The 13,114-nt window shown below is 46.2% G+C and carries 7 protein-coding genes and 1 pseudogene; 3 read left to right on the forward strand and 5 right to left on the reverse strand.

Features of this window, described 5'->3' with window-relative positions:
* Positions 1–401: 401 nt before the first annotated feature.
* Positions 402–1,278, reverse strand: a protein-coding gene (locus tag N39L_RS10285; protein WP_286131322.1) for an IS630 family transposase whose coding sequence is annotated in 2 segments (ribosomal slippage) — positions 402–464 and positions 466–1,278 — 876 coding nt in all. Because the reading frame shifts where the segments join, the coding sequence is not laid out codon by codon here.
* A 192-nt stretch (positions 1,279–1,470) separates the two neighbouring features.
* Here N39L_RS10285 and N39L_RS10290 point away from each other — a divergent pair.
* From N39L_RS10290 to N39L_RS10300, 3 genes are all read left to right on the forward strand, one after another.
* On the forward strand, positions 1,471–3,132 hold the full coding sequence (locus tag N39L_RS10290; RefSeq protein ID WP_006616401.1) for an AAA-like domain-containing protein: 1,662 nt from the start codon (positions 1,471–1,473) through the stop codon (positions 3,130–3,132).
* Between the two features lie 276 nt (positions 3,133–3,408).
* Positions 3,409–3,657 carry a Ycf34 family protein gene (locus N39L_RS10295; RefSeq protein WP_006616402.1) on the forward strand — a complete coding sequence of 83 codons (249 nt, stop codon included), beginning with the start codon at positions 3,409–3,411 and terminating at the stop codon, positions 3,655–3,657.
* Between the two features lie 76 nt (positions 3,658–3,733).
* A complete protein-coding gene (locus N39L_RS10300) occupies positions 3,734–5,404 on the forward strand; it encodes a serine/threonine-protein kinase (protein ID WP_006616403.1) in 1,671 nt (556 codons plus the stop codon).
* A gap of 82 nt (positions 5,405–5,486) precedes the next feature.
* On the opposite strand, the pseudogene N39L_RS10305 reads toward N39L_RS10300, so the two are convergent.
* The 4 genes and pseudogenes from N39L_RS10305 to N39L_RS10320 form a co-directional block, all read right to left on the reverse strand.
* Positions 5,487–6,029, reverse strand: a pseudogene (locus N39L_RS10305) (DUF2887 domain-containing protein).
* Between the two features lie 142 nt (positions 6,030–6,171).
* Positions 6,172–10,578: a CHAT domain-containing protein gene (locus tag N39L_RS10310; RefSeq protein ID WP_231852146.1), complete on the reverse strand. Its 4,407-nt coding sequence runs from the start codon at positions 10,576–10,578 to the stop codon at positions 6,172–6,174.
* Positions 10,579–10,616: 38 nt separating this feature from the next.
* The gene (locus tag N39L_RS10315) at positions 10,617–10,790 is read right to left on the reverse strand and encodes a hypothetical protein (RefSeq protein WP_157888689.1); all 174 of its coding nucleotides are present in this window, start codon (positions 10,788–10,790) and stop codon (positions 10,617–10,619) included.
* 312 nt (positions 10,791–11,102) lie between these two features.
* Positions 11,103–13,103: a CHAT domain-containing protein gene (locus N39L_RS10320; protein ID WP_035736604.1), complete on the reverse strand. Its 2,001-nt coding sequence runs from the start codon at positions 13,101–13,103 to the stop codon at positions 11,103–11,105.
* Positions 13,104–13,114: the final 11 nt, after the last annotated feature.

Here is a 13,114-nt window from a genome sequence, read left to right on the forward strand (position 1 = left end):
TGCCTTCCGTTCCCCGCTTCAATCCTGAGATTGTGATTCCCAAAACTGGGGGTGGCTATCGCCGTTACCCTGACTTCCTAGCTTTACTTATCCATTTCTGGGCTTACTATAAGGAATTTGTATGAGTTAGTTCGTTTTGACCTTGGGTTCCCTGCCTTATTTGGTATATTTATATACCGAATGTTGGGACATATAAACAGTTATGAGGATGGTCAGGAGTGCGCTCCTTATATTCAACCAAGGGGTTGAAGTACCCACCAGGCGGTTATTTCAGGTATTTCAACCCTATTTCATGCCTGAACGTCTCGCACTTTGTATATTTATATACCCAACGTTGGGACATATAAACAGTTATGGGATGGTCAGGGTACGAGTCCCTTATATAGCACTAGTCAATACGGTTAGGACGCAGCTGGGAGAACGGAATCCATGGCATCATCGAGAGAATCAAACTGCTCACGTGCAATGGCGAATGCGGGCTTTCAACCACGACCAACATTTCTCTATCTTGTTGAGGTCTGGCGAATAAGGCCGAAGATAGAGTAAACGGCATGGAGCTGCCTCCACCAGTTCAGCCTGCCGCCCCCCTTTATGAAACGTTGCATTGTCCAGTACTAGAGTTTGACCTGGCTTCAGTGTTGGAATTAAGATGAACTCCAACCACAACTCAAACACTGTCCGATTACAACAACCCTCAAAGGTAAAGGGAGCTAAGAGTTGTTGATGACACCATGGGGCCATATAGCTCACCCTGCCCTGCCTCTTCCCTGATTTGAGGGCATCGAAGCGTTGTCCTTCCTGGCAGTAACCATAAGGATAATCCGAGTCTTGACTATTCATGCCAGCTTCATCGAGGTAAACCAACCCTTCCGGCTCCATATGTTCAATCTGAGCAATAAACTCCTCTCGCTGTTGCTCATCACCTTCTTGGTAGCCGTAAGTTTTTTTTCTGGTGAAGCCAATTTTCTTCAAGGCTCTGGATATGGTGCCAGGAGAGATGTCGTCATCCCAAAGTTCAGCCATTTGAGCGGAGGTTTTGTGGCCATGCTCTTGGGCAAAAGCCTTGAATTTATGCCAGTCGGTAATTTTGTGGTTATTGCCAGGTCGGTGATTAGGTTTAGGGAGGAAGTCTCCGGTCTGTGCTTTTCTTTGCAGCCAGAGATTGATAGTGTTCCGGCTGACATGGAAAACTTGACTGGCTTCTGTTTTGGGCATACCGTCTAGTTCAATTGCATCAATAACTTTTTGTCTGAGGTCGTAACTATAGGGGGCTGGCATTTTTGGTCTTCTTAGTCATCTCGTCCTCTCCATTATACGTCCTAATTTTCCTGTCTGGGGCTATATTTCACCAAGGGCGAAAGTCCCACTAGGAGGTTATTTCAGGCATTGCAGCCTTATTTTGACTCCTAAACGTCTCGCACTTAATATATACTATACAATACCATGAGACCAAAAATATTTTGAGGGAAAATGGATCAAGCTATACCGCCAGAATTAGAATTCAGTAATCCTCTTGGTTGTCTCCCATGTCCTGATAGTCCGCTGTCTCTGGATTCTGCTTTTTATGTGGAGCGTCCCCCCATCGAAATTAGAGCCTATCAGCAAATAACCCAACCTGGTAGTGTTATGCGAATTAAAGCACCCCGAAAAATGGGAAAAAGTTCGTTAATGCTAAGGTTGATTAACCACGCCAACAGTTTAGGATATAGTACCGTCTTAATTGACTTTCACCAAGCGGATTTAGGGATTTTTGAAAGTTCGACCAAATTTTTGCGTTGGTTATGTAGTAATGTCACCAGACAGTTAGGAATAGCCTATAATATTAATGATTATTGGGATGAAGACATCGGCGACAAAGTGAGCTGCACGATGTATTTTGAAGAATACTTAATTCCCCAAATTAACGGACCTTTTTTATTGGTTTTTAATGAGGTTAATTTGCTGTTTGAGTATCCCAAAATCTTCATGAACTTTCTGCCATTATTGCGATTTTGGCATGAGAAATCTGCACATTCAACAATTTGGCAGAAATTGCGCCTGGTTTTGGTTCATTCCACAGAAGTTTATGTTTCTTTAGGGATTAATCAATCTCCCTTTAATGTAGGTGTATTGATTGATTTACCTGAGTTTACGCATCAGCAAGTGGGAGAACTAGCCGACAAATACCAACTCACTTTAACCGAAAATCAGTTACACAAATTAACCTGCTTGGTCGGTGGACATCCCTATTTAATTCATCTAGCTTTTCATTATTTATATGATCATCAAACAAAATTTGATGATTTTTTTCATCGAGCTTCTACCGATGCAGGTATTTATAAAAATTATCTGAAAAGATTCTGGATATTAATTCAAAAAAAGCCACAATTAGTGGAAATTATGCAGCAGTTAATCGCCGCCAAAAAAGCCTTAAAAATTGAGCCAATATCAGCCTATTACTTAGAGAGTATAGGGATAATTAAAAGCCTAAATAATCATTATCTTTTGGCTTGTGATTTGTATCGTGTTTACTTTAGCTATAAACCGATATTCCCCCAAGTGCCTAGTTCTATTTATATAGAACAATTGGAACGTGATAACCAATATTTATCAAATTTAGTTTATGTTGATGAACTCACTAAGGTGGCTAATCGCTCACAATTCCAGAAGGCTTTTAAAATGGAATGGGAATGTATGGCTATCAAACATAATCCCCTGGCATTAATTGTCTGCGATATAGATTACTTTAAACTATATAACGATACTTTTGGTCATCTAGCCGGAGACGTATGTTTACAAAAAGTAGCCCAAGCTATTCAACATAATTTACAACGTCCCAATGATTTATTAGCTAGATATGGTGGAGAAGAGTTTGTGGTGCTTCTACCCCAAACTGATGGGAAGGGAGCCATGTTTGTGGCGGCAAAAATTTGCCTCGCGGTCAAAGAATTAGCTATAGCTTCTGGAGTGCCTAAATCTGTAGATTCTCAGCATCCGGTAGTAACGATAAGTATAGGAATTGCCAGCATAATTCCTAGCAGTGATTATCATCCAGAGACCCTGTTTATGGCAGCAGATCAAGCACTGTATGAATCCAAAAAAGCTGGACGCGATCGCTATACTATGAGTTCAGAATTTAACTTTAAATACTAAACCGATACCCATGAAATTCCCAGAAATTGGCATCAGGTTCGAGATCGGGTAAAATTGTACTGAGGGGGGTTAAGCCAGTATCATCCCCCAGTCTGAGTCAGAAACAGCCGTAACAGTCATCTGTTGGCGCAAAGGTGCTTGAGATAGTGGCTAGACCAGGATAACAGTAGGCTAGACCCATAGCAGCATCAGCAAGAATCGATTAATATAAGCTAAATTAGCAGAAAGGGAAATCAAGTAGTCAATCCTTTTGAAAATATACAGAGGATTTTGAATATGTGTATTTGTGTTAACTGTTACTATGTCGATCGCTGTATCACCTACCACGCGGTAGAAACCCAGCATCAGGAACGCCATGTTAGCGAAAATCCCACCTTTGACCCCGTTGAACCCAGCATCAACGTTAATATTCGCACCACAGAAGATAGCATCGAGATGGAATGGGATGTAGTTGGCTGTGAGAGCTTTAAACAAGAAACCGGAAAATGGTCAAAATTGCGACCAGGAGAGCCTATCCCCACCTAATCACCAGCGGACAGCCATTAACAATTGGGGGTCAATCGTCACCCCCATCTTTAATTTTTTTTAACATCCTCAGATTATGAGTTACTGTTTTAATCCCCACTGTCCCAATCCCGAAAAACCAGGTGAGGGGGAGTTGTGCCAACACTGTGGCGCTTCTGTGAAACTATCGCCGCCAATGGCGGGGTCAGCCAATAGCCGTTATGCTGCGCTGGAACTCCTGGGACAAGGGGGATTCGGTCGCACATTTTTAGCGGTTGATCAACTGACACCCCACCATCCCCAAGTCGCCATTAAACAGTTTTTTCCCCAGGGAAATAATGCCAAGGGAGCGGCGGAGTTATTTCGTCAGGAAGCGCAGCAACTGGAGATTTTAGGGGAACATCCCCAAATCCCTAACCGGGTGGCTTATTTTGAGTCGGAACCCTATCAATATTTGGTTCAAGAGTTTATTGAGGGTAATAACCTGGCTCAAGAATTGATGCTCAAGGGTCCGTTTACGGAAAATCAAATTTATCAGGTTCTGGATGAATTGTTACCTGTGTTACAGTTTATTCACAGCCATAAGGTGATTCATCGAGATATTAAACCGGAAAATATTATCCGTCGCCACCGTAGCAGTAAAGGCTCAGAAAATACCTTGGTTTTGGTGGATTTCGGGGCGGCTAAATTGGTGACAGGGGGGCTATTACCTAAAACCGGGACTCTGATTGGTTCGGCTGCTTATACCGCCCCAGAACAGTTGATGGGAAAGGCTGTCTTTGCTAGTGATATTTATAGTTTGGGGGTAACTTGTATTCATTTGTTGACGGGTGTTACCCCTTTTGATTTGTTTGATGGTCATGAGGGTAATTGGGGCTGGCGTAGCTATTTAAAAAGTCCTGTTAGTGACGAATTAGGTGATATTTTAGATAGAATGTTGGCGGGGGCGACTAGCAAGCGTTTTCATTCGGCGGCGGCGTTACTGCTCAAGTTGCACCCTACTCCTAAATATATTGAGGCTATGCCGGGTTTCCAGTCGGAATCGGAAACTGGTTTTGTGGCGATCGCCACTAATCAAACCCCGATTAAACAGCCAATAAAACCTAGTAAACTCCCCCAGGAAGAACCACAAATCACTGAGGTTCTGCAAAAGGCTCTCAAATTCTATCAAGTTAAGGTGCAAGTTAATCGGATTAGTAAATCCAAGTTAACTATTGTGATTAATCGTGCCGCCCAACAACAGGTTGATTATCCCCAAATAGCTAAGGCGATCGCCTCTGAATTAACCCAATTAAACCTCAAGAATATTGTCCGGGTTAAGTTATTAGGTAGAGTCCAAAATCGAGGGGTTCCTGAATGGCAAATGGTACTCAAATTAGACCCCAAAGCTAGACGCAAAAATCAGCGCCTGCGGTTTAAGCAATATTGCCATAACTTGATTAGCAGTGAACATTGGCGCAAAAGAATCCACAGTAAACAGTTCTGGATGGATACATTAACTATGGCTATGGTCGCCTATATTTTTAGCAATAACTTGATAGTTTTTACGCCATTTGTAGCACTGCTAATTTCTCCAATGTTTATCATTTTTAAAAACTGGATAAAACCATATCATGACGTGGACGAAAACCAAGTTTTTGCCATAGTTGTCGGGTTATTCTTGGTGCTGGAGTTGCTGCAATTAAGATGGGTTCGTAACGACCTTTTTGGTATCATTATCGCTGGGATGTTTGTATCTATGCCACTGTTTTCCAACCGGAATAATTAATAATTAATGCTGCCCAAAGGCGTTGATTAACTTCCGGAAAGGGAGTGGGCGATCGCCTCTCCCATAACTTTGATGCGCGCCCCTAGTTGTCAGCACGAGATGACAAAATTTGCTGAATTTCCTGCAATGGTAAACCCAACATTTCGGCGATCGCTTCCGCGCTATTTCCCAAATTTGCCAAACGCACAACAATATTTATCCTTTCCTGTTGCAGCCCTTCTTGGCAACCGTCGGCAAATGCTTCTTGATAGAATCGGGTTTGTTTTAAATCGGTGATTCCTAACATTTGGGCAATCTCCTCGCGACTTATTTGGGGTAGTTTGTAAATAACTATAGTTTCGATGATATCAATGATATCCCGTTGAATTGATTCTGGGGGGAGGGTTTGTTGGGCTTGCTTGATCAGGCTTATGGCTGATGCGATCGCCTCCGATGATGTTGGGTTTCACTGCCCTGCACCCAACCGACGGACAGTTACTGAGGTGGTCGGGAGAAATACTCCGTCGAGGCGGAAGGCTAGTTGTTTGACTTCTACAGAGGTGAATTGGTAGCGATCGCTTTCTTCGGGTGGACGGTTCGGCAGTTCAAAGAAGCTGCGGGGGTACTGTTGGAAAATATTGAAAATTGATGTGGGGTGGCAATGGGTTACACACAACCCACGGAAAGCTAGTTGGGTTTCACTGCCCTACTACGCAAAGCTGTGGATGTTGGGTTTCACGCTCGTTGCACCCAACCTACGGACAGTTACTCAGCAGCGGATATCCACCTTAAAAAGAACTGCCATCACCTATCAGAATTAAAGGCGACCAATAAAAGGGATGTATGGCTTGTTGGGCGAAGGTTAATTTCGCCTGCCGTAAGGCCTCAACTTTCGTCATTCCCTGGTTGACATTCTCATAAAATTGTGTCATAATTAAGAGGGTTTTGTTGTCCTCGGCATTCCATAAACTGGCTATCACGGCATCGGCTCCCGCCCGTTCAAATAAGTAGGCGATCGCTGCAAATTCGCGGCCGTCTGATTCGGCTTCCATGGCGGTTTCACAAGCACTTAAAACCACCAAGTTAGTTTGGTTTAATCCCAACAAAGCGGCATCAGCAATATTGAAGGTTTCACCATTAGCAAATAATATGTTATTTGCCTCTAAATTTAGCCCCGGACATCCTTGCCTTTGAAAGCAGCCGTGGGTCGCCAAATGCAGGATATTAAACCGGGCAGAATCGTTATAAAAACGGTGGCGGGTGGCTTGTTCCCGCAGCCAATATTCCCCTGATAAAATTTCGGTAACTTGGCGGGCTTCCTGTTCGGCTCCGGGAAGTTCTCGGGAGGTGGGGGTGGGGTTGCCAAAGGCTAAAACATTGGTGGATAATCGGGGGTTATTTGGGATATTGCGGGTGGCGGAAATGCGGGTGAGGTAGTGGATGGGGTATTTTTCAAGGAGGTATTGTTCGCTTTGATTATCATAGAGGGTTTCAAAGGGAATATAACGGAGTTTTCCGGTGGCAATAATGGCGATTTGTTCGGGAGAATAGGCAGCAATATCCGCCTCGACGGGACGAATGAGATAATCATACAGTAGTTCTTGATTGCCAGCGTAGTTGTCGGAGTTTGGGTTTTGGAGTTGGGCGCGATATTCGGTGAGGATGGCATCAAATTCGGTGGGGTTAATGGGAATGGTGCGGACGAGGGTGGCTTGGTCGCGGCTGACTAAAAAAATGCCGATTTTATCCTGGACGTTACGAATATTAGTTAACAAAACGGGTTGAATCACTAGGGTTCCGGGGGCGATATTTGCCCGGAGAGTTTGGATGTCTTGGGGGGTGGTTTCAAAGAGTTCGGCAACTGGGGGATATTGGCGGGAGATATCCTCGGCTAGTTGGCTATTTTCGGCTTGTAATTGGTTGATTTGTTGGGAGAGTTGGGGTGTCCAGTCCTGGTCAACTTGGGCGTAAAGGAATTGTAGGCGTTGATGGTTTTGATTCCATTGGTCAATGAGTTTTTGGGCTTCTGGGTCGCCAACTTGGGCATCGATAAGGCGGGTATAGTCGGCGAGGTCGAAGGTGGTGGCGAGGTTATACCATTTAAAGGCTTGGTCGGGTTGGTTTTGGTCAATGAGAAGGTCTACAAGGGCGACGGATCTTCCTCGGTTACTTTCTAGGAATGTTTGGCGGTTTTCCTGTTGCAAACCTGCACGCATTTCTAGGGTAATTTGTACGGATTTTTCCAAGTTTTCGATGGCGGTCTGGGGTTGATTGATTTCGCTGTAAACTCCACCGATATTACTGAGAGTAGTGGCTTCCCCGGCGCGATCGCCCACTTCCCGCCTAATGGGTAATGCTTGCTGGTAGTATGTTAAGGCTTCCTGGGGTTGACCGATATCGCGGTAAACTAAACCGATATTACTGAGAGTAGTGGCTTCCCCGGCGCGATCGCCCACTTCCCGCCTAATGGGTAATGCTTGCTGGTAGTATGTTAAGGCTTCCTGGGGTTGACCGATATCGCTGTAAACTGCACCGATATTATTGAGAGTAGTGGCTTCCCCGGCGCGATCGCTCACTTCCCGCCTAATGGGTAATGCTTGCTGGTAGTATGTTAAGGCTTGCTGGGGTTGACCGATATCGCTGTAAACTAAACCGATATTATTGAGAGTAGTGGCTTCCCCGGCGCGATCGCTCACTTCCCGCAATATGGGTAATGCTTGCTGGTAGTATGTTAAGGCTTCCTGGGGTTGACCTATTTGGCTGTAAACTCCACCGATATTATTGAGAGTAGCCGCTTCCCCCCTGCGATCGCGCACTTCCCGCCATATTGGTAATGCTTGCTGGTAGTATGTTAAGGCTTGCTGGGGTTGACCGATAGCGCGGTAAACTCCACCGATATTATTGAGAGTAGCCGCTTCCCCGGCGCGATCGCTCACTTCCCGCCATATTGGTAATGCTTGCTGGTAGTATGTTAAGGCTTCCTGGGGTTGACCGATAGCGCCGTAAACTGCACCGATATTATTGAGAGTAGCCGCTTCCCCGGCGCGAGCGCTCACTTCCCGCAATATGGTTAATGCTTGCTGGTAGTATGTTAAGGCTTGCTGGGGTTCACCGATATCGCTGTAAACTAAACCGATATTATTGAGAGTAATGGCTTCCCCGGCGCGATCGCTCACTTCCCGCCTAATGGGTAATGCTTGCTGGTAGTATGTTAAGGCTTGCTGGGGTTGACCGATAGCGCGGTAAACTGCACCGATATTACTGAGAGTAGTGGCTTCCCCGGTGCGATCGCTCACTTCCCGCATTATGGGTAATGCTTGCTGGTAGTATGTTAAGGCTTCCTGGGGCTGACCGATAGCGCGGTAAACTCCACCGATATTATTGAGAGTAGCCGCTTCCCCGGCGCGATCGCTCACTTCCTGCCTAATGGGTAATGCTTGCTGGAAGTATGTTAAGGCTTCCTGGGGTTGACCGATAGCGTGGTAAACTGCACCGATATTATGGAGAGTAGTGGCTTCACCGGCGCGATCGCGCACTTCCCGCCATATTGGTAATGCTTGCTGGTAGTATGTTAAGGCTTGCTGGGGTTGACCGATAGCGCGGTAAACTCCACCGATATTATTGAGAGTAGTGGCTTCCCCGGCGCGATCGCTCACTTCCCGCCATATTGGTAATGCTTGCTGGTAGTATGTTAAGGCTTCCTGGGGTTGACCGATAGCGCCGTAAACTGCACCGATATTATTGAGAGTAGCCGCTTCCCCGGCGCGAGCGCTCACTTCCCGCAATATGGTTAATGCTTGCTGGTAGTATGTTAAGGCTTGCTGGGGTTCACCGATATCGCTGTAAACTAAACCGATATTATTGAGAGTAATGGCTTCCCCGGCGCGATCGCTCACTTCCCGCCTAATGGGTAATGCTTGCTGGTAGTATGTTAAGGCTTGCTGGGGTTGACCGATAGCGCGGTAAACTGCACCGATATTACTGAGAGTAGTGGCTTCCCCGGTGCGATCGCTCACTTCCCGCATTATGGGTAATGCTTGCTGGTAGTATGTTAAGGCTTCCTGGGGCTGACCGATAGCGCGGTAAACTCCACCGATATTATTGAGAGTAGCCGCTTCCCCGGCGCGATCGCTCACTTCCTGCCTAATGGGTAATGCTTGCTGGAAGTATGTTAAGGCTTCCTGGGGTTGACCGATAGCGTGGTAAACTGCACCGATATTATGGAGAGTAGTGGCTTCACCGGCGCGATCGCTCACTTCCTGCCTAATGGGTAATGCTTGCTGGTAGTATGTTAAGGCTTCCTGGGGTTGACCGATATCGCTGTAAACTAAACCGATATTATTGAGAGTAGTGGCTTCACCGGTGCGATCGCTCACTTCCCGCCTAATGGGTAATGCTTGCTGGTAGTATGTTAAGGCTTGCTGGGGTTGACCGATAGCGCCGTAAACTCCACCGATATTATTGAGAGTAGCCGCTTCCCCGGCGCGATCGCGCACTTCCCGGCTAATGGTTAATGCTTGCTGGAAGTATGTTAAGGCTTCCTGGGATTTACCGATATCGCTGTAAACTGCACCGATATTATGGAGAGTAGTCGCTTCCCCGGCGCGATCGCTCACTTCCCGCCTTATGGGTAATGCTTGCTGGAAGTATGTTAAGGCTTCCTGGGGTTGACCGATAGCGCTGTAAACGAAACCGATATTATGGAGAGTAGTCGCTTCCCCGGTGCGATCGCGCACTTCCCGCATTATGGGTAATGCTTGCTGGTAGTATGTTAAGGCTTGCTGGGGTTGACCGATATCGCTGTAAACTAAACCGATATTATTGAGAGTAGTGGCTTCCCCGGCGCGCTCATTAACTTCTTGAAAGAGTCTAACAGCTTGATGATAGAAGTTTAAGGCTGCCTGGGGTTCACCGATCCGATTATAGTTGAAACCCAGAAAAAGATTTGCCAATGCTTCCCCTTCTCGATTTTGGATACTTTGGGCAATAGCTAGGGCTTGTTTAAGGGTTTCTATGGCTTGTAAAGGTTGCCCTTGCTGAGTTTGCTGGGCTCCCAAATCAATCAGTTGTTGCAATTGTGCCGCCTGAGTCTGGGAGGTTTGGGCATAACTGCGCTGTGCCAGAATTGGCAATATGGCGGGAGTCCCCAATAGCATTGTTACTCCCAATAAACCACCCATCATTAATCTTTTCATGGCATCACCTATTATTAATTGAAAATTGATGTTGGGTTTCACTGCGTTGCACCCAACCTACGGGAAGCTGCTAAATCAATCAGTTGTTGCAATTGTGCCGCCTGAGTCTGGGAGGTTTGGGCATAACTGCGCTGTGCCAGAATTGGCAATATCGCGGGAGTCCCCAATAGCATTGTTACTCCCAATAAACCACCCATCATTAATCTTTTCATGGCATCACCTATTATTAATTGAAAATTGATGTTGGGTTTCACTGCGTTGCACCCAACCTACGGGAAGCTAGTTGGGTTTCACGCTCGTTACACCCAACCTACGGACTGCCAATAGAGAACCAATTATTAATCTTTCCATGGCATCACCTAATCTAAGTTTATTCAGCCACATTTGAAAGTTGATGTGGGGTGGAACCTTGCCTGTCAATTTTACAGTAATTGTTAACTGTTGGGTTGACCGGATTTCTCACCCCACCCGAAAACCTCAATCCATCCCTAAATATCTCCCCCCTTCAACTTGCCAATATTCCCTCATAAATAACTGCCATCACCTATCAGAATTAAAGGCGACCAAGAAAAGGGATGTAGGCCTTGTTGGACGAAGGTTAATTTCGCCTGTCGTAAAGCCTCGGCTTTTGTCATTCCCTCGTTGACATTCTCATAAAATTGTGTCATAATTAAGAGGGCTTTCTTGTCCTCCGCACTCCATAAGCTGGCAATCACGGCATCGGCTCCCGCCCGTTCAAATAAGTAGGCGATCGCTGGCAATTCGCGGCCGTCTGATTCCCTTGTCATCGCGGTTTGACAAGCACTTAAAACTACCAATTTAGTTTGGTTTAATCCCAACAATGCTATATCCGCAATATTTAAGATTTCTCCATTGGCAAATAATATCTGATTTGCCTCTAGCTCCGCACATCCCTGGGGGTTCAAGCAGACTGGGTTGGCTAAATGGAGGATATTAAACCGGAGATAATCGTTATAAAAACGGTTGAGGGTCGCTTCTTCCCTCACCCAATATTCCCCTGATAAAATTTCGGTAACTTGGCGGGCTTCCTGTTCCGATCCGGGGAGTTCTTGGGAGGTGGGGGTGGGGTTGCCAAAGGCTAAAATATTGGGGGTGCGGGTGGGGTTGCTGGGGATATGGCGGGTGGCGGAAATGCGGGTGAGGTAGTGGATGGGGTATTTTTCTAGTAGGTATTGGTCGCTTTGGTTATCATAGAAAGTTTCCCAGGGAATATAACGGAGTTTTCCGGTGGCAATGATGGCGATTTTTTCGGGAGAATAGGCAGCAATATCCGCCTCGACGGGACGAATGAGATAATCATACAGTAGTTCTTGATTGCCAGCGTAGTTGTCGGAGTTTGGGTTTTGGATTTGGGCGCGATATTCGGTGAGGATGGCATCAAATTCGGTGGGGTTAATGGGAATGGTGCGGACGAGGGTGGCTTGGTCGCGGCTGACTAAAAAAATGCCGATTTTATCCTGGACGTTACGAATATTAGTTAACAAAACGGGTTGAATAACCAGGGTTCCGGGGGCGATATTTTCCCGGATAGTTTGGATGTCTTGGGGGGTGGTTTCAAAGAGTTCGGCAACTGGGGGATATTGGCGGGAGATATTCTCGGCTAGTTGGCTATTTTGGGCTTGTAATTGGTTGATTTGTTGGGAGAGTTGGGGTGTCCAGTCCTGGTCAACTTGGGCGTAAAGGAATTGTAGGCGTTGATGGTTTTGATTCCATTGGTCAATGAGTTTTTGGGCTTCTGGGTCGCCAACTTGGGCATCGATAAGGCGGGTATAGTCGGCGAGGTCGAAGGTGGTGGCGAGGTTATACCATTTAAAGGCTTGGTCGGGTTGGTTTTGGTCAATGAGAAGGTCTACAAGGCTGACGAGTGTTCCTCGGTTACTTTCTAGGAATGTTTGGCGGTTTTCCTGTTGCAAACCTGCACGCATTTCTAGGGTAATTTGTACGGATTTTTCCAAGTTTTCGATGGCTTCCTGGGGTTTACCGATAGCGCGGTAAACTGCACCGATATTACTGAGAGTAGTGGCTTCCCCGGCGCGATCGCCCACTTCCCGCCTAATGGGTAATGCTTGCTGGAAGTATGTTAAGGCTTGCTGGGGTTGACCGATATCGCGGTAAACTGCACCGATATTATGGAGAGTAGCCGCTTCCCCGGTGCGATCGCGCACTTCCCGCATTATGGGTAATGCTTGCTGGAAGTATGTTAAGGCTTCCTGGGATTTACCGATCCGATTATAGTTGAAACCCAGAACCAGATTTGCCAATGCTTCCCCTTCTCGATTTTGGATACTTTGGGCAATAGCTAGGGCTTGTTTAAGGGTTTCTATGGCTTGTAAAGGTTGCCCTTGCTGAGTTTGCTGCCATGCTTGTTGCATCAGTTGTTGCAGTTGTGCCGCCTGAGTCTGGGAGGTTTGGGCATAACTGCGCTGTGCCAGAATTGGCAATATCGCGGGAGTCCCCACTAGCATCGACACTCCCAATAGAGAACCAATCATTAATCTTTTCATGGCATCACCTA

It is taken from the genome of Limnospira platensis NIES-39 (assembly GCF_026000695.1).
Taxonomy (GTDB): domain Bacteria; phylum Cyanobacteriota; class Cyanobacteriia; order Cyanobacteriales; family Microcoleaceae; genus Limnospira; species Limnospira platensis.